Source organism: Klebsiella sp. CTHL.F3a, from assembly GCF_019890895.1.
Taxonomy (GTDB): domain Bacteria; phylum Pseudomonadota; class Gammaproteobacteria; order Enterobacterales; family Enterobacteriaceae; genus Klebsiella; species Klebsiella grimontii.
In genome coordinates this window covers 3942996-3963900 of the sequence record NZ_CP082360.1, presented here as the reverse complement: position 1 = coordinate 3963900, position 20905 = coordinate 3942996, and the positions used below count along the sequence as shown (strand labels likewise).

Sequence of the window (20905 nt, the reverse complement as noted above, 5' to 3'; positions counted from 1 at the left end):
ATTCCTTAACAGAGGTAATCAGCCATCCCTCTTTGTCTGGTGCGCCGGTGTCCCACCACCGACGGGCTGACCCCTTACCTTAACCAGGGATAACACGTATCAACATCCTGATATTTAAACAGTAGCCACCTTGCGGTGGCTTTTTTTATGGGCGCAATATGGCAAATAACATAATCAAAGGGCGCAAGGGTGGCAGCTCAAGCCAGCGCACGCCGACGGAGCAGCCGGATGATTTACAGTCCGTAGCAAAAGCCAAAATTCTCATCGCGCTGGGCGAGGGTGAATTTGCAGGTGAATTAACGGGCAAGGATATTTATCTTGATGGTACCCCGCTATTAAATGCCGATGGCTCAGAGAACTTTTCCGGCGTGGCCTGGGAATTTCGTCCCGGAACACAGGCCCAAAAATATATTCAGGGTATTCCGGGTACTGAAAATGAAATCAGCGTCGGAACAGAAATATCCAGTGAAACCGCCTGGAGCCATACGTTTACCAATACCCAGCTTTCCGCCGTTCGCGTCCGCCTGAAATGGCCATCCCTGATGAAACAGGAAGACGACGGGGACGTAGTGGGAAATACAGTCAAATACGCCATTGATTTACAGACCGATGGCGGTGCCTGGCAGACCGTGCTGGAAACGGCGGTTACCGGGAAAACCACTTCCGGCTATGAGCGCAGCCACCGCATCGACCTGCCGCAAGCGGGGAGCACATGGACGCTCCGCCTGCGGAAAGTCTCGCCGGACGCGAACAGCGTCAAAATCGGCGATGTGATGACGCTGCAGAGCTACACAGAAGTGATTGACGCGAAGCTGCGCTATCCCCACACAGCGCTGCTCTATATCGAATTTGATTCCAGTCAGTTTAACGGCTCCATTCCACAGATTTCCTGCGAACCGCGTGGACGCGTTATCCGCGTTCCTGATAACTACAACCCGGAGAGCCGCGAGTATACCGGCACCTGGACCGGCGGGTTTAAATGGGCCTGGACGGATAACCCGGCATGGATTTATTACGATATCGTTGTTTCAGACCGGTTTGGCCTCGGCAACCGTCTGACCAGCGCGAATATCTCTAAATGGACGCTGTACCAGATCGCACAATACTGCGATCAGATGGTCCCCGATGGTAAGGGCGGCGATGGCGTGGAGCCTCGCTATCTCTGTAACGTCTACGTACAGGAACGCAACGATGCGTACACCGTGCTGCGCGATTTTGCCGCTATTTTCCGGGGGATGACCTGCTGGAGCGGTGAGCAGATTGTCGTACAGGCGGATATGCCGCGTGATGTCGATTTCAACTATACGCGGGCGAATATCATTGGTAAACCGCGCTATTCGAGCAGCACCAGCAAGGCTCGCTACACTAACGCGCTCGTATCCTGGTCTGACCCAGCGAACGCGTATGCTGATGCGATGGAACCGGCGTTTGTTCCGGAGCTGGTTTCCCGCTACAGCTTTAACCAGCTCGAAGTGACGGCCATCGGGTGTACCCGGCAGAGCGAAGCCCACAGGAAAGGGCTGTGGGGCATTCTGACAAACAACAAAGACCGGATGGTTGAGATTGATGTTGGTCTCGATGGCAAAATCCCGCAGCCGGGTTATATCATCGGCCTTGCCGATGAGTTGCTGGCCGGACGTGTGAATGGCGGGCGTATCAGCGCGGTTAATGGCCGGGTGATTACGCTCGATCGTGATGTCGATGCAAAAGCCGGGGACCGACTACAGCTTAATCTTCCGTCCGGGATTTCCCAGGCCCGGTCCATTCAGTCAGTGAACGGTCGACGGCAGATAACAGTCACTACGGCGTACAGTGAGACGCCGGAAGCAGAATGCGTCTGGGTTATTGAGTCCGACGATCTGTATACACAGCAGTATCGCGTTATTGGGGTAAAGGACAACAACAACGCCACGTATACAATCACCGGCGTGGCCCACGACCCGGACAAATTCCCGCGTATCGATACCGGCGCGATCATCGACCAGCGCCCGATTAGCGTCATTCCGCCAGGAAACCAGGCTCCGCCGGATGGTATCCTTCTGACGTCCTTCTCTGTGGTGAATCAGGGTATCAGCGTCGAAACCCTGCAGGCCAACTGGAACGCCGCTCAAAATGCTATCGCATATGAGGCTCAATGGCGTCGAAATGATGGCAACTGGATTAACGTGCCGCGCAGCTCGACCACGTCATTTGAGGTCAGCGGCATTTATGCCGGTCGTTATCTGGTACGCGTCCGCGCGATCAACGCTGCTGAAATTTCCAGTGGCTGGGCGTACTCGGAAGAGAAGACGCTGACAGGGAAAGTCGGTGAGCCACTGCCGCCGCTGGCGTTGACGACCGTTTCACTGACCGCTGGTATCGAGATCCGCTGGGAGTTCCCGGAAGGTTCCGAAGATACCCAGCGCACAGAGCTGCAGTACAGCCCGGACAAGAGCGGGAACGGTGCGATGCCGCTGACAGATTTAGCGTATCCGGGCAAGCAGTATCAGCAGATGGGCCTGTGGATTGCTACGCAGTTCTGGTATCGCGCACGCCTTGTCGACCGCCTGGGCAATGTCTCGCCGTGGACCAGCTGGGTGCAGGGCATGTCCAGCGATAACGTTGATGACTATTACCAGCAGCTCGACGATGCGCTGAAAGGCTCGGATACTTATGAGGAACTGAACAAAGGTATTCAGGACAACAGCGCTGCCGCCGACGCTGCACAACAGGCAGCGGACGCCGCTCAGGGAGCCGCTGACCAGGCGGCGAAGGACGTCGCCGCGCAGGGTGCTATTGTCACGCAGCAGGGCAAAGACTTAACGGCAGCAATCTCAAAGGGCAACACCACAGCTGCAGGACTGGCGCAGGAAGTCAAAGACCGCGCGGCTGGTGACGCCGCGACCGCCTCCGACGCAGCGAAAAAAGTCGCCGATGCAGTAGCGAAAGCCGAAACAGACGACGCTGCCGTGGCTAAGAAAGCCGCCGATGACCTTCTGGCACAGAAGAACGCCGTCGACGCGCAGATCCAGACGGTAAATACCACGATTCAGAACGTCAACGATTCCCTGGCGTTGCAAATCGCGTCTCTCAGCGCGGGATCTGGAGAACAATTCGACTTCACCTCGATCTCTTACTTCGATAAAGACTCCGAAGGATGGGCCGAGGATGATAGCTGGAAATTACCGCTGCCGATTACATCTGATGGCTGGCTGATTCCGGCAGGGCCAACCGGCACAATGCGCAGCCCGAACGCCACCAAAATCGACGCCACAGCGTATAAATACATTCGCTTTCGCGTCCGCAAAATCGGCTCGCCGTCGTGGAATCTTCGCCTGTGGTGGACCGGCCAGACTGAACAAGGATGGGTCGACGCTCGCCGAATCACCGTACCTGAACCACAATTCGACCCGGCCACAGGGATCGCCGTGGTGTCTATCGCGGACATCCCCTGGACCGCATCGGCAGACATCCGTCGTGTACGCCTGGACTTCAATACGGCGGGCCTGTCCACGGCTAACCACTTTGAGGTCGACTGGTTCGCCGTGGGCCGCCCGACTCCGGGGGCGTCACAGGCTCAGATTCAGGAACTACGCCAGGCAATGACCGATGCCGATAGCGCCGAGGCTACCACCCGCAATCAATTAGCGGTCCAGCTTCGCGGCACGCAGACTGGCACCAACCCGGACTTGCTGACCAGCGGCCTGATTTACGAAGAGCGCAAAATTCGCGTAACAGCGGAGAAGGCGATCGGCTCTCGCGTGGACACGTTGCGCGTGGACTACGATAAATCAACGGCAGCGGCCTCGTCTCGCATGGACACTATCGCCAGCGATCTCGAAGCCACAGCGAGCAAAACGGACCAGGTAGCCGCTGATCTCACCGCCGCTAACGGTGTTATCGCCGGGCATACGACCGCGATTCAGAACATCGAAGCGAAGAATACCGCGCAGGACGGCACGATCGCATCCCAGGGTCAGAGCATTACCGGTCTTAACTCCAGGCTGGACAACATGCGCGTGGGCGGGGCCAACCTGCTGCCGAATTCGGGCGAGTTGACCGGCTACGGCAACGCCAGCAAATCAGAGCGTTTCAAAGGCAACGCCAGCCTGGCTATCTCGGTCGCGGCGAACGGCACCGCGTACAATCAGACAGAGGTCAAACTTGCCGCACCGGTTGACGGTACCGAGTACGTCTATTCGTTCTATGCGAAAGGGTCCGTTGCGCTGACATTTAACGCCTATTTCTACAACCCGAATACCACCGGATCATGGGAAACCAGCCAGGGCAAGAAAGGATCTGCCGGTGATGGCGGTGTTACTTTCGATATCACGACTGAATGGCAGCGATACTGGGTCAAGTGGAAACAGACCGCCGGAACCGGCACAAAACGTTTGCTGTTGGGACGTCTGCAACCTGCTACTGTCGCGCGTACGCTCTTCATCAACTCGCCTAAATTCGAAGTGGGTAACGTCGCCACCGAGTGGAGCGAAGCGCCGCAGGACAACGCCACCGCTGAAGCCATGACCGGGCTAACCACCAGGGTAACCGCTGCCGAAGGTAAGTTAGAAACGACGTCAAACCAGACGACGAACCTTATCAACCGCCTGAATACCGGCAACTTGCTACTGAACGGTGACGCGACCGCCAGCATCTCATCGTGGACGTTATCCGGCTCAGGAGACGGCGCGCCGGTATTCGACGCTACGCAGAAGGCGCTGACCACCGATAAACCGGCGTGCCGCGTAGCGAACGGTACGAAAGTACCCGTAGAAGCCGGGCAGACGCTTACCCTGTCCTTTGATGTCAAAGTGTCAGATGCCACGATCAGCACCGGCACGCAGATGTTTAATATTGGCCTGATTAAAACGTGGAGTGACCCGACCACGTGGTTAGTGAATAAATTCGACTGGAATTCCGGCCTTACCACCGCCTGGCAGACGAAAACTATCACGCTGAAGATCCCGAATGATTTCCCCGGACAGTGGGTCTATCTGCGCCTGGCGTGCGGCGGCTGGACTCCGGCGGCGGCCCGCTTCTATTTCCGCAACTTCATGCTGTCAGCGTCTAACGGGATCGCCGGGATGGCGTCGGCGCAAGCCGTTACGGATCTATCATCCCGCGTAACGAAGACGGAGAAGGATATCACCACACAAGCCGGGCAAATCACCAGCCTGGGCGGGCGCATCGATTCGACTAACGCAGAAGTCGCGAAGAAGGCGACCACGGCAGCGGTTGATGCGCTGAAGGCCACGGTAACGCAGCAGGGAAAAGATATTACCGCGCAGGCCGAGCGCACCACCAACTTATCTAATACTGTCGACGCGAACAAAAAGGACGCCGACGACAAAAACACCGCGCAGGGCCAGGCTATCACTGGTCTGACCCAGCGTGTTACTGCTGCCGAAGGGTCTCTGTCTACGCAGTCAAGACAGATCACCAGCCTGGACGGCAAGATCGACAACGTAAAAACCGACCTCGGCAAAACTATCGCCACGAAAGCGGATGGATCCACGGTCACCGTGCTGTCACAGACCGTTACGCAACAGGGCAAAGACCTTAAGACGACCAGCGACGCCGTCACATCGCTGAAAGGCCGCGTGAGCACAGTAGAAGGTGAAGTGGCTAAGGCGGCTACCATTGAGGCACTGAATCAGCTAACCACCCGCGTGTCGACCGCCGAGGGCAAGCTGACCACGACAGGCCAGCAGATCACTGGCATCAACGCCAGCCTGAACGCTGCAACGGCGTCCGGTGGGGACTACATCCCGAATCCGACCTTTGACCCGGCCTATAGCAGCTTCGGCTTTACGCGTCGTGATACCGTCGACGACGCGACCGACGACTCAATCCCTTATGATGCGGACATCCCGGCGGGATGCCCTAACCGCTATGTCGTCCGCCTGGATCGCCGTGACCACTTCGCCAACCTCGCGGCGATCCCCGTTAAACCGGGCCAGGTCTTTGAGATGTCGGTATGGGTTGCAGCGCGCGCAGACGCGACGGCGCCGTTTAACCTGTATATCGCCAGCACAACGACGCCCACAGGCGGCGGTACGGCGCGCAATTCAAACGGCAACGTGGCCCCGACACAAACCTGGAGACAGGTCGTCTGGCGCTGGACGGTCCCGGCCAGCTGGACTTATGGATATCTGCGCCCGTTCCTGCAGATTAACCAAAGCAGCCCGTTTAAGTCTGTCTGGTACGCTACCGACTGGCATCTGCGGGAAGTCACGGCCGCTCAAGAAGCCAAAGCCGCTGCAGATGCCGCTGCCGGTAGTGTGTCGAGCCTGTCCGGTACCGTCGAGCAACAAGGCAAAAATATCAAGGCGAACAGCGACGCAATTACCGCCGTCACCGGGCGCGTGACTAACGTCGAAAAAGGGAATACGGCGAACAGTCAGGCAATCACGAAGCTTGAGCAGACCACAACGCAGCAGGGCAAAGACATCGACACGACCAGCCAGGCGCTAACCAGCGTCGCGGGATGGGTCGAGTCTCTACGCGACGCTGGCGCTAATCTGGTCCCAAACTACGATTTTCGCCAGGGGTCTGTCGCGTGGACCACTCAGGAAGGCGGGCAGATTAAATTCGGTGATTATGGAGAGGGTAAAGCGGGCGTCCGCATAAAGTGGGCTTCCGGTAACTACTCCGGGATCTTCCCAAACGGGCAGCACAAATTTCAGGTGGATGGCGGGAATAAGAAATACCGCATTGTTGTCAAAGCGAAGAAAGTTTCCGGGGCAGGTAACCTGATGGTCAGACGCTGGGCGCACCGCCCGGATGGCACCAGCGGCTACGAGCAGCAGACGCTACAGTTCGCCACGGCGTTCGACGTCAAGACATACGACTTCAACGCTTGCCCGGACGGCACCGTGGCGGTCACCTTCGGGATCTACTGCTTCCCGGACGCCGCCGAGGTGGATATCGATTACGTGGCGATCTACGACATCACCGATGCCATCCTAATCGCGGCCAACACCAGCGCGACGCAGCAGCTTACGCAGCGTGTGACGAAGACAGAGCAGGACATCATCGCGAACGCAGCAGCTACCACCGCAGTATCCTCTAACCTCACGGCTGCGCTGGCGGACATCGATAATAAGATGGCCGGTAATCTTGTCGCGAATGGTGGCTTCGAGCGAGGCCTGGACTCCTGGACGCAAGGCTCAACCACCGTTGCCACTGTTATCGACGCGCAGTCGCCGCACTCAGGCGGTCGTATCCTGAAGCTGTCCGCACACAACTCCGCGCAGGACACCATTGCGCAGAAGTATGACATCCCGATCCAGAAAGGCCGCACGTATAAGCTGGGTGGGTGGATTCGTGCCGATGGCAATGCCGAGATGCCATCGACGGCGCAGGGCAATAACAAAATACGCATGGGTATCACCGGCCAGACCAACCCGGTTATTGAAGTCCAGTTTGACCCGAAAAACTACCAGACCGGATCGCAGTGGACAGAGATTAGTAAGACCTGGAAAGCGACGGCCACCACGTTCGCCCAGGTCAGCTTCATGGCGTTACTGTCCAAAGGTAACCTCTATGTTGATGATCTCTATCTGATGGACGTCACCGATGCCGTGGACATCGCCGCAAACGCAGCAGGACTGTCTACCATACAGAGCACTGTTAAGAGCCAGGGAGATCAAATTCAGGCCCAGGCGGACGCAGTGACGCAGGTTAAAGCCGACCTGTCTACCGTATCCTCTAAGATGACGAACCCATTCATTGACGGATCGTTTGAGTCGTATGCGGATAACTACAGGGTGGCGGGCGCACAGTTCATCGCCACGACTCAGGCCAAACGTGACGGCAGCAAGTCCGGTAAGGTGACACGTAACAGCGGCGAGACAGGGAACAGCGATAAGACAACAGGAACATGGATGGCGATCCGGGCGGGAGGTAAATACCGTTTCTCCGCCTGGGTGATGATGCAAAGCACGGAAAAACCCACCTCGGGATGGTCTACGGCCATCGGTATGATGACGCGCGGGGAGGGTGGCACGCCGAACTCGTGGCCTGCCGGGATCGTAGTCTCCGATGCATCCGGGTCGTTAGGCGGCAAACGTGATCAATGGGTGCAGGTAACCGGCGTTGCCACAATCAATGATACGCATGCGGTAGGCGTCTTATGGGTCTCGTGCCGTGGTACGTCCGGCGGTACCGGCTATTCGTTGTTTATCGATAACCTGTCAATCGTCGACGTGACCGACGCGCAGGATGCGAAAGCAGACGCCGCAGCCGCTGCCGATGCGACGACAGCGCTCTCTGCCACCGTGACGCAGCAGGGCAAGGATATCAAAGCACAGGCAGGGCAAATCACAAGCCTGGTCTCACGTGTAGGTGACGCTGAATCACGAATAACCCGGCAGGACGAAACGATCGCCGCAAACGGCCTGGCGATGTCGAACGGCTTTAACCAGATGCGCAGCATGATTGGTGACAACAGCGCTGCAATTACAACGACGAGCAAAACCGTTGCTGACCTGGAAAAATCAACCACTGAGCAGATCTCCACGCTGACCTCTCAGGTTGGGGATATGTCAGCGACCGTTCAGCAGACGGCATCAACCGTGGCGGACTTAAACGGGAAACTGGGTGCGCAATGGGGCGTGAAGGTCAACACGTCTTCCGGCGGCAAGAACTACGTTGCGGGGATTCAGCTGGGGATAAACGGCAGCGGGCAATCACAGTTCCTGGTGCAGGCTGACCAGTTCGGTGTTTATGTGCCCAACGGTGATAAAAGCAATCTGGTCTTCGGTGTCGACGGTAACGGCGCATATATGCAGCAGGCGATGGCCCGAAATCTGGTCATCGATTTTGCGCAGATTAGCAATAATATCCAGTCGACAAACTGGAACGGCGACACCGTCGGCTGGGCGATCAACAAAGCCGGGTCAGCGGTATTTAATAACGTAACCATTCGCGGACATGTCGAAGCATCCAGCGGCACCTTTACGGGGACCGTACGCGCGACTGACGGTTATTTTAACGGCACCGTTTACGCCAACAAAATTGAAGGCGATGTGATGATTGGCGAGGTAGCAACATTGCCATTCGTTGAGAAAGATATGTTGGGTTCCGGACAGTATGACCTGTTTTACATCAGCGGGGAGACCTTCGACCGTTTCCTGGACACCAACCTGATCTGTCAGATGTCATCATCGTTCAGGTCCTATGGTGACATTGTTGTGAGTACCCCTGGCCGTGAAGATTACATTCACTATTCATGGGACGCCGGGAACGATGGTGGGTCACGTGCAATTCCGCTGAAAGGGTTGAAAATCTACGCCGCAGGTAAAGGTCAGCGTAACCGTGTATGGATCAACTGTAAGAATGGGCGTGGGTTCAGCTATAGGACATATACCCCATTGGCACAGGTATGGAACGGCACGGTGTTTGACCCATCCTCGGCAGCCAGGACAAGCCAGCGCGAAAAGTTAATTTTTACCATTTTCCGCATGGGCAATCAGATTATTTCCGCACCTTAAAGGAGCGCCCCGTCGGGGGCGAGTAACTATGGCAAACATTAGTGATGAACTGGCGGCCAGTATTCAAAAGTGCTTTGAACGTACCTACGTGGATCTGGCCAATCAGCAGCAATTTTTATTCGGCTCCGGTAACGTGACGGTAACTAAACCGGATGGCACGACCGGGACTGTGAAATCGTGGGCGCAGTTCCAAAGCGAATACGCTACGCGGCAGACGGCTATCGACTCATCAATCACCGCAGCCAATAAAAACCAGGCGAAGACTACAGCGGCAAACACATGGACGCAGACGCAGACGTTCAGTAAGGGCGTAACGTTCAGCGCTACTATTACAGCAGCGGGGCAAATACTCAGGAAGAACAGCAGCACGCAATTCACTGCGATTGATGCCGGGAATCTGGAGATCAGCAGTGACACCACGCCGTTTATTGATTTTCACCACAAAGGCAGCGCTGCAGACTATACGCATCGAATTATCACCGAAGACGGCGCGCTGGCTATTTATCCCGGCTTGCGCGTCCGTGGCGGATTCGGGATTTACGGCGTTTGCACTCAGTACGGCGAAAACTACGGGCAGGGGTTCATCGCCAGGTTGAACACAGATCCGGGTAACGTAGCTAACGGGACAATCATCGCTTCGCCCAGGATGACCACCAGATTCAACACGCGCGGTAACGACAGCAACGTGGACGGCGGGCAGGGGGCTATGTGGTTCGAGGAGCAGGTCGGCACAAATCACAGGCTAGTTTTCATGCTGGGCGGGTTTAGTCAGCCTGTTCAGTATTGGCAACACTTGCCGGACGGGCGGATCTATAGCAGTTCGCGCGGCGATGTTGCGTTCAACGGGACGTCCGACGAACGGCTGAAACACAGCATTGAACCGACTGACGGCCATTTGTCAGTCGATCGCATTCGTCAGCTTGAGCTGGTGACGTTCGTCTACAACGACGATGAGCAGAACAGGACGCGTCGGGGAATAATCGCTCAGCAGGCACAGCAGGTCGATCAACAGTATGTTAAGCAGATTAACACGTCGTATATGCTCAACGGTGAGAGGGTGGACGATGACCGCCTGCAGCTCGATAACAATGTGCTCTTGATGGATACACTGGCGGTGGTTAAAGTGCTAATTCAGCAAGTTGAAGCTCTGGAGAAAAAACTTCAAGTTCAGGAGGAAGGCTCAAGACATGATCGACGTAGGGGTGAAGACGATCTGTAAATAATTGCCAGTATCAGGATGAGCTTAAGCCTAATGGCTATCAAAACTTTTCGTGATTATTCGATATGCCTTCCCACAGTTGTAAAAGCCCAAACATCATGAGTCCTGAGACAGTAAAGAGCGTTGCGGCAACAAGTAAAGTAGTCATTTAAGAGCCTGTGTTTTTATTGATCACATATTAGACACCACGACATCTAAATAGTTGCTGAGCTTTACAAAACAATGAAGTATTGCTACCTAGCTTAAGGTGCCCCACCAGGTAGCCGTATGCAAGAGCTACCTGGTGGGGCTGGTGCTATTCGAGCAGAATAAACACCGTGGGTGATTGTACAGACCGGCCAGCATACAAACCAGCCATCTGCCGATTCCCGAGCGTCTTTCAGAGTAGTCTAAGCTGCTCTTTGGTGAATCATTATTTGGGGCAGATTTTGGGGCAAAATGGTATTTGGGGCATGATTTGGGGCGAGCATATGTCCGTATTTGTCCGCATTTGACAAGAAGTCAATAACGCTATGATGTTGAAAATATTGCAGATCATTGAATTTGCTAAACTATTTTTTTGCATGCCATAATAAAGTTAATATTTAGGCAACCGCGATCAAAAAAATTGCGCTGTTTGCAGCACCGGGCGAGGTTATTGCGTAAACTTTAAAAACTTTACCAACTCGCTGTTTCTTTAAGGTCATTTGTACGCTTTACTCACCGGCTGCTGCGGCGCCGAACGAGTGTGGCGGCATATTTTTGTTTGGAAAGGATACTTGGGTGGCTCTTATGACGCATGATGCTTTTTCCCTTCGCGGCCTCGCGGCAGGCTGCGCGCTTTTATTTCTCGTTGCGCCTGCGGTGCAGGCTGCAGAACAACTCCCCGATGCGCCATCCATTGACGCGCGAGCCTGGATCCTGATGGACTATGCCAGCGGCAAAGTGCTCAGCGAAGGCAATGCCGATGAAAAACTCGATCCGGCGAGCCTGACCAAAATCATGACCAGCTATGTTGTCGGCCAGGCGTTAAAGGCGGGTAAGATTAAGTCGACCGATATGGTGACCATCGGGCGTGACGCGTGGGCAACCGGTAACCCGGCGCTGCGCGGCTCATCGGTGATGTTCCTTAAGCCAGGGATGCAGGTGTCGGTCGAAGATCTTAACAAGGGCGTTATCATTCAGTCCGGCAACGACGCCAGCATCGCGATCGCCGACTACGTGGCGGGCAGCCAGGACGCGTTTGTCAGCCTGATGAACGGCTATGCGCAGAAAATGGGCCTGACCAACACCACCTTTATGACCGTGCACGGTCTGGATGCGCCGGGTCAGTTTAGTACCGCCCGCGATATGGCGCTGCTCACCAAAGCGATGATCCATGACGTGCCGGAAGAGTATGCGATCCATAAAGAAAAAGAGTTCACCTTCAACAAAATCCGTCAGCCGAACCGCAACCGTCTGCTGTGGAGCACGAACCTCAACGCAGACGGCGTGAAAACCGGGACCACCGCCGGGGCGGGCTACAATCTGGTTTCTTCCGCGACGCAAAACGACATGCGCCTGATTGCCGTCGTGCTCGGCACCAAAACTGACCGCATCCGTTTTAACGAATCAGAAAAACTGCTGACCTGGGGTTTCCGCTTCTATGAAACCGTAACGCCGATTAAACCCGATGCCACCTTTATTACCCAGCGCGTCTGGTTTGGCGATAGCAGTGAAGCGAAGCTGGGGGCGGGCGAGGCCGGTTCCATCACGCTGCCGAAAGGTCAGCTGAAAAACCTCAAGGCCAGCTACACCCTGAATGATACGCAGCTGACCGCGCCGCTGACCAAAGGGCAGGTGGTCGGCACGATCGACTTCAAGCTGAATGATAAAACCATTGAGCAGCGGCCGCTGATTGTGATGGAAGCGGTAAACGAAGGCGGTTTCTTTAGCCGGATGATCGATTTCGTGCTGATGAAACTGCACGGCTGGTTCGGCGGTTGGTTCTCTTAAAATACAGGCCGCGCCCTGCGGGGCGCGGTTAGTAAAGCAGTGAAATCTGTTTTTCCTTCGCCAACGTGAGCAGATCGTCATCCGGACACACGTCGCTGGCAATCACGTCAAATTGCGATAAATCCCCCATCCGCGCCGGGCGAACTTTACCAAATTTACTGTGATCGACGACCAGCACATGGTAGCGCGCGCTTTTCATCGCCCAGTGTTTGACCGGCAGCTCTTCCAGGTTAAAACAGGTCGCGCCCTGCTCGTAATCGACGCCCGCGGCGGAATAAAACGCGATGTCCGGGCAAAGGTGGCTCAGCGTATCCTGCAGGCTCAGCGGTTTAAAAATGGCGTTGCTGGCGTGGAACTCGCCGCCGCACAAAATCGCGCGGCACTGGGGTTTTTCCTGCAAGGAAAGAAAGGTATTGAGCGAATAGCAGACCCCGGTAAAGGGCAGGGCGCTATCGATGGCGTCGATGATCCAAGGCGTGGTGGTCCCGCAGTCAAAAAAGGCCATCTGGTGGGGCTCAAGCAGCTTAGCCGCATGGCGGGCTGCGCGGCGTTTTTCATCCACAAGGCGTGTTTTTTGATCGCTCAGCAGATAGTGCGTTGCGCTGCGCGGCTCCAGAACGATATAGCCGCCCAGCAAAACGACCGGGCCGCTGTGGCCGTTGAGATCGCGACGAATGGTCATCTCAGACACGCCAAGCAGGGTGGCCGCTTCTTTTAGATGGAGTTTATCACTGCGCTTGAGTGCCTGAATAAGCTGACTGATGCGTTCGTCACGACGAGTTTCCATATTCCCTCTAAGCTGAAAGCGCCCTGCATTGACAGGGCGTCAGCGGCGATTTTACCTGCCGGAAGAGGCTTAGTCACGCGCAGGAATCGGGCGCTGCCGCAACTTTACCGGCTGGTCAGGAACGTCTATTCGCGCACCCAGCCTTTACGAATCGGCAGCGAAAAGAACAGTCGGTACAGCCGCTGCAGATGCTGATAGAGGGTTTTTCCGCCGCTTTGCCACAGCAGTTGGGCGCTGAGGCAGGCGATCATCGCGGTGAGCAGCCCGCCCAGCATGTCCATCGGCCAGTGCACGCCGAGGTAGACCCGGGACCAGGCAATCGCGCAAGCAAGGGCGAAAAGCAGCGCTCCCGACCACAGGCGGTGCCAGAACATAAAGGCCAGCGCAAAGGTAAAGCAGATCGTGCCGTGATTGCTCGGGAAGGAGTTATTGGGCGAATGATGCAGGAAGTTATAGCCAATACCGGCGGCAAACGGACGGTCATGCGGAAAAAACACGCCGAATATCCACGAAAGCGTCAGGCTAATGCCTAATGCCATCATGACCTTAAAGACTAACTGCCGCTGGTTTGGACCCCAAAGCCATAAGGCCAACACCAATAATGGCACCATAATTATCAGGTCTTTGGCGATAAACGTCGCGATTTCAATCGCCCACCACGGCGACGCGGGGGTAGCGTTGAGGAATGCAAACAGCGAGTAGTTAATATTTTCCAGCATACATCCAGGCTCTTGGGTCCGTTAGCAACAAGCCGCCTACCTTAAAAAACGGTGGCGATAAGGTAAAGCAGTATTGTCTTAATTATCAGTTTGTTATGAATGAAAGTGTGAGTGTGGCTTCGTTAACAGACTGAGTAAAGGAGTATATAGCCTGTAATCTAATTGAAACATAAACGAAATACATACAGCTGGATTTTGAATGGTTGCTGGCGATGCGCTATCTGCGTGGCGATATTTTGCTTTATCGCTCACAATTCGCTATCTCCCCGCGACGACTTTCATTAAACTTTGCGCGGTTTTATTTAAATAAGAGATTTCATGCATAATTCTTCGCTTTCAGGCAAACGCCTCGGACGTCAGGCGCTGCTCTTTCCGCTATGCCTGGTGTTATACGAATTCGCCACCTATATCGGCAATGACATGATCCAGCCGGGCATGCTCTCGGTGGTGGAAGAGTTTGGCGTGGGCAATGAGTGGGTGCCGACCTCAATGACTGCCTATCTGGCCGGCGGTATGTTTTTGCAGTGGCTGCTGGGGCCGCTTTCGGACCGCATCGGCCGCCGTCCGGTGATGCTGACCGGGGTGGTGTGGTTTATCGTGACCTGCCTGGCGACGCTGCTGGCGCAGACTATTGAGCAGTTCACGCTGCTGCGCTTTTTGCAGGGTATCAGCCTGTGCTTTATCGGCGCGGTCGGCTATGCGGCGATACAGGAGTCTTTTGAAGAGGCGGTGTGCATCAAGATCACCGCCCTGATGGCCAACGTCGCGCTGATTGCGCCGCTGCTTGGGCCGTTGGTGGGGGCGGCCTGGGTTCATCTCCTGCCGTGGGAGATGATGTTTGTCCTGTTTGCCGTGCTGGCCGCTATTGCCTTTTTCGGGCTACAAAAGGCGATGCCGGAAACCGCCACCCGCATGGGCGAGAAGCTATCGGTAAAAGAGCTGGGGCGTGATTATCGTGAGGTGCTAAAAAACCTGCGCTTTGTCGCCGGCGCGCTGGCCACCGGTTTCGTCAGCTTGCCGCTGCTGGCGTGGATTGCCCAATCGCCGGTGATCATCATCAGTGGCGAGCAGGCGACCAGCTACGAATATGGCCTGCTGCAGGTGCCGATTTTTGGCGCGCTGATTGCCGGGAACCTTGTGCTGGCGCGCCAGACTTCACGCAAAACGGTGCGCTCGCTGATTATTCTCGGCGGCTGGCCGATTATGATCGGCCTGCTGATCGCCGCCGTGGCGACGGTGGCGTCGACGCACGCGTATCTGTGGATGACCGCCGGGCTGAGCGTTTACGCCTTCGGGATTGGTCTTGCCAACGCCGGGCTGGTGCGTCTGACGCTGTTTGCCAGCGAGATGAGTAAGGGGACGGTGTCGGCAGCGATGGGGATGCTGCAAATGCTGATCTTTACCGTGGGTATCGAAGTCAGCAAGCACGCCTATGAGTCTGGCGGCAGCGGGCTCTTCAGCTTGCTCAACCTGCTGAGCGGGGTGCTCTGGCTGGCGATGACGGTCTACTTCCTGAAGGATAAACGCGTGGGCAACGCCCTCGAACCGCAGTAACCTTCAAATGCTCTGCTGCGACGTGACGCGCCGCAGCAGGCGCTGCCTCAGGCGAACGGCGCTTCGCGATTCAGTACTTTATCAATAATATGCAGCACGCCTTCTTCGTTATTGTGCGGGGCACGGTAGCCGGCGACGGCCTTCACCGGCGCGGCGGCGTTGGCCATCGCGAAACCGAATCCGGCGTGCTGCAGCATTTCGATATCATTGCCGCTATCGCCAAACGCCACCACTTCATGGTTCTCGATGCCCCAGCGTTCCTGCAGGATGCGCAGTCCGTTGGCTTTATGCACCCCGGGAATAATCAGGTCAATGCTGCCGTAGCCGGTGGCGACCGCGGTCACCATATCGCCAAGCGCGGCGTGCAGCTTCGGCTGAATCTGCGGGATCAGCTGGTCCGGCACGTTGAGTCCGAATTTCAGAATTTCATCATCAGCAATATGATTAAAATCGTCGACCATTTCGAGGCGATGATAGTACTTCGCCGCGACCGCTTTCAGCTCATCGTTATAGCGGTTGAGGGTGTAAGCGCTGCGCTTACCGCAGGCGATAATTTCAATGTTGGCCAGCGTCTGGAGATGGTCGATAACGGTATTGAAATGTTCCTGCGGCATCCGGCAGTTAAACACGTCCTCGCCGGCGCTGACCACCCAGCCGCCGTTTTCGGCGACAAAAGCGATTTCGTGCGCCACCTCAGGGAAGAAGGAGATGAGCTGGTAATACTGGTTGCCGCTGGCGACGACGAAGCGGATGCCCTGCTCACGCATCCGCGCATACTGGGCGAGGAAACGCTGACGGTTATAGGTTTTGGCATCGCTCAGAAAGGTGCCATCCATGTCTACCGCAATCATTTTGATGCTCATTAACTGTTCTCCATCACGGGTTCAGATTGTGGCTTCGCTACCGCGCGGGCGACGATGGCCGCGACCAGCACGAGTGCCAGCACCACCATCATGGCACTGCGCAGGCCGAAGTGTTCGCCGAGGAAGCCCAGCAGCGGCGGCCCGACGAGGAAGGCGAGGTAGCCGGTAATCGCCACCACGCTGACGCGCTTCGGCGCATCGGGGCCGGTGTCACTGGCGGCGGAAATGGTCAGCGGGAAGCCCAGCGACGCGCCGAGGCCCCATAATAGTACGGAGAGACCGGCGACCCACGGGTTGTCGACAAAAATAATCAGGCCAATACCGAGCGCGCCCATCACCGCGCTGGCGCGTACCACCGTCACCCGGCTGTAGCGGTCAATAAACCAGCCGCCGGTAAAGCGGCCGAGGGTCATGCCGAGGGTGAAGCCTGCGTAAATAAGCGAGCCGGAGGTCGGGCTGAAGCCGTGGCCGTCCACCATCAGCAGCGGCAGCCAGTCGTTGGCGGAGCCTTCGGCAAAGGCCATGGCCAGGACGATTACGCCAATCAGCAGCAGCTGGGCATCGCGCCAGATCGGCTGGCCTTTGCCTTCATGGCGCGCCGCTTCCGCCGCATTTTTGCCGGTGCCTTCAGGAATCGCGCGAATGGCGATAGCAATGGGGGCGACGGCCACCAGCGCCGCCAGCAGGATGTGCGGCGCGGCGGGCAGGCCGAAGCCGGTTACCGCCATGCCAATCCCGGCGCCGACGAGCGTGCCGAAGCTGTAGAAACCATGCATCATTGGCAGGACGGTTTTATTCATTTCGCGTTCAACGGCGGCGCCTTCGACGTTAATCGCCACTTCCGCTGAGCCAAAGCTGGCGCCGAAGATGGCTAAGCCAATGGCAAACAGCACCGCCGATGTGAACCATAGCGCGGCGCTGAGCACAAGCATACCGACCACCGCGCACGACATGGTGGCGCGAATCACTTTACGGGTGCCGAATCGATTGACCAGCCACGCTGAGCAGAGGATGCCGCTCATCGAACCTATTGAGAGTCCAAATAATACAATCCCCATTTCCGCCGTCGATAGCGCGAGCAGATCGCGAATCGCCGGCGTGCGGGTGGCCCATGAGGCCATGAGTAATCCGGGGATAAAAAAGAACATGAAGAGCGCCCACAGCCTTAGCTGAAGGGCTCTGCGTGAGGTTTGCGCTGTCATCCGTAAATGCCCGAGAGTGAAGAGATGCAGACAACAGTAGCAAGGTTGTGTACATTTGTACATCCAGGTTGCTTGCTGAGGAATGCTTTTTTATTGACCTCTATGATTCGATTCAGCCTGAGGCACATTAAATGAAAGAGGAAAGAGTATGGCCCGTCGACCAAACGACCCGCAGCGGCGGGAGCGGATTTTGCAGGCGACGCTGGACACGATCGCGATACACGGCATTCATGCGGTTACGCACCGGAAAATCGCCACCTGCGCGGGCGTGCCGCTGGGCTCGCTGACCTACTATTTCAGCGGCATTGAGGCGCTGGTCGAAGAGGCGTTCAGCCTGTTTACCGGTCAGATGTCGGCGCAGTATCAGCAGTTTTTTGCCGATGTGCATAATCGCCGGGAGGCCTGTGACGCCATTGCCGAACTGATTTTTAGCGCCCAGGTCACCACCGCGCGCAATATGGAGCTGATGTATCAGCTGTATGCTTTTTGCAGCAGCCAGCCGAATTTAAAAGCGGTCATGCAGAACTGGATGCTGCGCAGCCAGCAGACCCTTGAGCAGTGGTTTGAACCGGCCACGGCCCGCGGGCTTGACGCCTTTATCGAGGGGATGACGCTGCACTTCGTGACCGACAGAGCGCCGCTATCAAGAGAAGCGATTCGACTGATGGTAGACCGACTGGCGGGGGAGTGAGCTGGGAGCAGAAAACAAAAAAACTATTTATGTAAACGGGTTAGTGAAAACAATGACTTGCAAGATAATCAATAAGCTAGGTTGGTGGTAAGGAGTGGCGATTACGGGGCAATGCCAACCGCTGCCGCCACTTTGTCGCCACTTGGAACGGGGCTGCGGGAAGTGAATAAATCATGTTATTTAGAAAATAGTGCAACATGATTTTAGTTCATAAAGGCTATGAAATTGTATTCATCAAAGCAGTATAAATGATATCAACCTTTTACCGCAGATTTCAAGGCAATGTCGCTAGTTCAATAGCCAAAGACTAACAACAATCTGGTGAGTGTGTGAAAAACACACCCAATTATTTACAATGTTAATGGGTTGATGGATAATTAGAATCCTAATGAATGTTCGTGTATTTTTTTATTTAAACATAATTTTTGGCGGTTTGCATTGAGCAGATTACTAGGTAGAGATGTAACTTACGGTGAACGGATTCTGGTTCTTTTCTTAATTGTTTTTTGTTTTTTTTGCATTAGGAGTATTATAATGAATGTATTTGAATGGCTTTTTTGTACACTAACAAACATAGCTAGTGGCAATAAGGATTTAGTCCAGTTTTTCGTCGCATTTGGTACTGTTGCATCGGTAATGGTTGCATTATATATTTCAATTAGAAATAATAAAAGAGATACATTCGAACGGAATTTTTCTTTACTTTTAGAACAACACAATGAACAGTTGAATGCTCTTCTTTCACGAGACGATTTCGGAGATAAATTATCGAATGTGTTGGGGTTTTCAGGAAGTAAAGATTTGATGTCGGCAAATCAGCGAATGCATAAACTAGATTCTTATTATGGTAGCTATTTTAGAGTTCTTTATTATTTGTTGAATCATATTGACAGAAATTATTACGGATACATTTTTACTCATAAAAAAAAGAAGTTTTACACAAGTATGGTTAGATCGTTTTTAAACTCAGATATAACTCTTCTCTTAATAATAAATGTGGCACACGCTACTAAAGGTAATCAGTATTATGGATACAGATGTTTAATTGAAAAGTATTCATATCTAGAGCACTTGGTTATTGATGGTGAGGTTTTTGTTTCTGGTTGCCGTGAAGATGTTAGAAATGGATTGGCTTGGGAGAATGGTATCGATGCTAATTCTTATATAACAAGACTTCAAATACTCGATGATATTTGCAAAGTATTTCCATTGTCATCTTTTGGTGATAATGATTGGAAGGAGCATGTAATAAGTGTCAAGGGTCAGTTAATCTAAAAGGGTTATTATATGTTTTAAGTATCTCTCATCTCTAATATTCTTGCTTTACAAGAAGGCAGCACATAGACATAACTCGCTCAAAAGTATTATCGGAACCGTCTCTAATAAATCCTTACTAATAAAGTTTATTCTCCATTGTGGCAAGAGGGTTAAATTTTAATGCTGTTTCAAGGTGGTCAGGGGCAAGGTGAGCATAACGCATGGTCATTTTTATGTCGTGGTGACCCAGGATTTTCTGTAGGGCAAGGATATTTCCGCCGGACATCATAAAGTGTGCTGCGAAAGTGTGACGTAGAACGTGAGTCAGCTGTCCGCGCGGAAGTACGATAGAAGTTTTCTCCATCACCGACATAAACTGAAAGTAGCAGTCCGTGAAGAACTTGAAGCCGTCCAGGGCAATGATCTCCTCATACAGCTCTTTGCTGATCGGAATGCTACGGTTCTTTTTGCCTTTGGTCCTGACAAATGTGATTCGGTGTTTAGTGACCTGGAATCGCGTAAGGTTTACAGCTTCGCGCCAGCGTGCTCCGGTGCTCAGGCAGATTTTAACGACTAGGGCGAGCTGTGCGCTTTGGCGTTGGCAGTCGTACAGAAGCTCTGTGATTTGTTCATGCGCGAGCCAGGCCATTTCCTTTTCGGCAATGGTGAACTTGCGCATGCTTTCCAGTGGATTTGGCGCAGTCCATTCTCCAAGGCGGGCCAGCTCGCTAAAAACGCCACTCAGATAGCTTTGTTCGAGGTTGATTGTTACCGGGCTGGCACCTTTCTTCCACTTCTCACTGAAATAGATTTCACCCGTCAGGCGTTTGTCACGGTAATGCGCGAATAATTTCGAGCTGAGATCCGTAGCGAGAGGGTTTCCGAGCGCATCGACCATCAGGACCAGCTTGCCGTAAACATGTTCGCCAGCGGTGAGGGACTCGCCGTGCAGCTTAAACCAGAGTTCGACGATCTACCGATTCACCCAACCAAGGCTTCGCCTCCGTCTCTTCCATCGTGTGGCGTTCAAAAGCCAATGCTTCGCCTTTGGTGGCGAACTGCTTCCGCACACGCCGTCCGCTGCGCCCGGCGGGGTAGCATTCACAAATCCATTTTCCTGTGTCGAGTTTTCGTACTGCCATAAAAAAGCCCTCATGTCTGAAGGC

11 protein-coding genes and 1 pseudogene are annotated in these 20905 nt (G+C 54.6%); 6 read left to right on the top strand and 6 right to left on the bottom strand.

Translation table 11 applies throughout. The annotated features are described in order from the left end of the window. The first annotated feature begins 158 nt into the window (after positions 1-158). Positions 159-9473 (top strand): TipJ family phage tail tip protein, encoded by a 9315-nt coding sequence (gene gpJ, locus K7H21_RS18565; protein WP_142471836.1) that lies wholly within the window; start codon positions 159-161, stop codon positions 9471-9473. A gap of 28 nt (positions 9474-9501) precedes the next feature. Further along, on the top strand, positions 9502-10692 hold the full coding sequence (locus K7H21_RS18560; RefSeq protein WP_142445525.1) for a tail fiber domain-containing protein: 1191 nt from the start codon (positions 9502-9504) through the stop codon (positions 10690-10692). 40 nt (positions 10693-10732) lie between these two features. On the opposite strand, the gene K7H21_RS29390 is transcribed toward K7H21_RS18560, so the two are convergent. Then, positions 10733-10840, bottom strand: coding sequence for a YnaM/YnfT family protein (locus K7H21_RS29390; protein ID WP_350066352.1), 108 nt, complete (start codon positions 10838-10840; stop codon positions 10733-10735). A 623-nt stretch (positions 10841-11463) separates the two neighbouring features. Between K7H21_RS29390 and dacC the strand changes: the two genes are divergently transcribed. After that, complete coding sequence (gene dacC / locus K7H21_RS18555; RefSeq protein WP_029669928.1) at positions 11464-12666, top strand: serine-type D-Ala-D-Ala carboxypeptidase; 1203 nt, start codon at positions 11464-11466, stop codon at positions 12664-12666. Between the two features lie 28 nt (positions 12667-12694). Here the strand turns inward: dacC and deoR are convergent, their stop codons facing one another. Together deoR and ybjG are read right to left on the bottom strand one after the other, a co-directional pair. After that, positions 12695-13453 carry a DNA-binding transcriptional repressor DeoR gene (gene deoR, locus K7H21_RS18550; RefSeq protein WP_004130816.1) on the bottom strand — a complete coding sequence of 253 codons (759 nt, stop codon included), beginning with the start codon at positions 13451-13453 and terminating at the stop codon, positions 12695-12697. A gap of 125 nt (positions 13454-13578) precedes the next feature. Further along, complete coding sequence (gene ybjG / locus K7H21_RS18545; RefSeq protein ID WP_087830061.1) at positions 13579-14172, bottom strand: undecaprenyl-diphosphate phosphatase; 594 nt, start codon at positions 14170-14172, stop codon at positions 13579-13581. A gap of 318 nt (positions 14173-14490) precedes the next feature. Here ybjG and K7H21_RS18540 point away from each other — a divergent pair, with 318 nt between their 5' ends. Then, positions 14491-15726 (top strand): MFS transporter, encoded by a 1236-nt coding sequence (locus K7H21_RS18540; protein ID WP_004130821.1) that lies wholly within the window; start codon positions 14491-14493, stop codon positions 15724-15726. 47 nt (positions 15727-15773) lie between these two features. On the opposite strand, the gene K7H21_RS18535 is transcribed toward K7H21_RS18540, so the two are convergent. Then, a complete protein-coding gene (locus tag K7H21_RS18535; protein WP_004130823.1) occupies positions 15774-16589 on the bottom strand; it encodes a Cof-type HAD-IIB family hydrolase in 816 nt (271 codons plus the stop codon). Then, a complete protein-coding gene (locus K7H21_RS18530; RefSeq protein ID WP_032721352.1) occupies positions 16589-17791 on the bottom strand; it encodes an MFS transporter in 1203 nt (400 codons plus the stop codon). Before K7H21_RS18530 ends, K7H21_RS18535 begins: the two co-directional genes overlap by 1 nt. Before the next feature lie 148 nt (positions 17792-17939). Here K7H21_RS18530 and K7H21_RS18525 point away from each other — a divergent pair, with 148 nt between their 5' ends. Then, positions 17940-18482, top strand: coding sequence for a TetR/AcrR family transcriptional regulator (locus K7H21_RS18525; protein WP_004130826.1), 543 nt, complete (start codon positions 17940-17942; stop codon positions 18480-18482). Positions 18483-19016: 534 nt separating this feature from the next. Then, positions 19017-19757 (top strand): putative phage abortive infection protein, encoded by a 741-nt coding sequence (locus tag K7H21_RS18520; protein WP_142481118.1) that lies wholly within the window; start codon positions 19017-19019, stop codon positions 19755-19757. A 118-nt stretch (positions 19758-19875) separates the two neighbouring features. On the opposite strand, the pseudogene K7H21_RS18515 reads toward K7H21_RS18520, so the two are convergent. Then, positions 19876-20881 (bottom strand): annotated as a pseudogene (locus tag K7H21_RS18515) (phage integrase). Positions 20882-20905: the final 24 nt, after the last annotated feature.

What these genes read in the sequence shown, in the direction of transcription:
- gpJ (WP_142471836.1), top strand. Translation starts at nt 159, where the DNA reads ATGGCAAATAACATAATCAAAGGGCGCAAGGGTGGCAGCTCAAGCCAG.
- K7H21_RS18560 (WP_142445525.1), top strand. Translation starts at nt 9,502, where the DNA reads ATGGCAAACATTAGTGATGAACTGGCGGCCAGTATTCAAAAGTGCTTT.
- K7H21_RS29390 (WP_350066352.1), bottom strand. Translation starts at nt 10,840, where the DNA reads ATGACTACTTTACTTGTTGCCGCAACGCTCTTTACTGTCTCAGGACTC.
- dacC (WP_029669928.1), top strand. Translation starts at nt 11,464, where the DNA reads ATGACGCATGATGCTTTTTCCCTTCGCGGCCTCGCGGCAGGCTGCGCG.
- deoR (WP_004130816.1), bottom strand. Translation starts at nt 13,453, where the DNA reads ATGGAAACTCGTCGTGACGAACGCATCAGTCAGCTTATTCAGGCACTC.
- ybjG (WP_087830061.1), bottom strand. Translation starts at nt 14,172, where the DNA reads ATGCTGGAAAATATTAACTACTCGCTGTTTGCATTCCTCAACGCTACC.
- K7H21_RS18540 (WP_004130821.1), top strand. Translation starts at nt 14,491, where the DNA reads ATGCATAATTCTTCGCTTTCAGGCAAACGCCTCGGACGTCAGGCGCTG.
- K7H21_RS18535 (WP_004130823.1), bottom strand. Translation starts at nt 16,589, where the DNA reads ATGAGCATCAAAATGATTGCGGTAGACATGGATGGCACCTTTCTGAGC.
- K7H21_RS18530 (WP_032721352.1), bottom strand. Translation starts at nt 17,791, where the DNA reads ATGACAGCGCAAACCTCACGCAGAGCCCTTCAGCTAAGGCTGTGGGCG.
- K7H21_RS18525 (WP_004130826.1), top strand. Translation starts at nt 17,940, where the DNA reads ATGGCCCGTCGACCAAACGACCCGCAGCGGCGGGAGCGGATTTTGCAG.
- K7H21_RS18520 (WP_142481118.1), top strand. Translation starts at nt 19,017, where the DNA reads ATGAATGTATTTGAATGGCTTTTTTGTACACTAACAAACATAGCTAGT.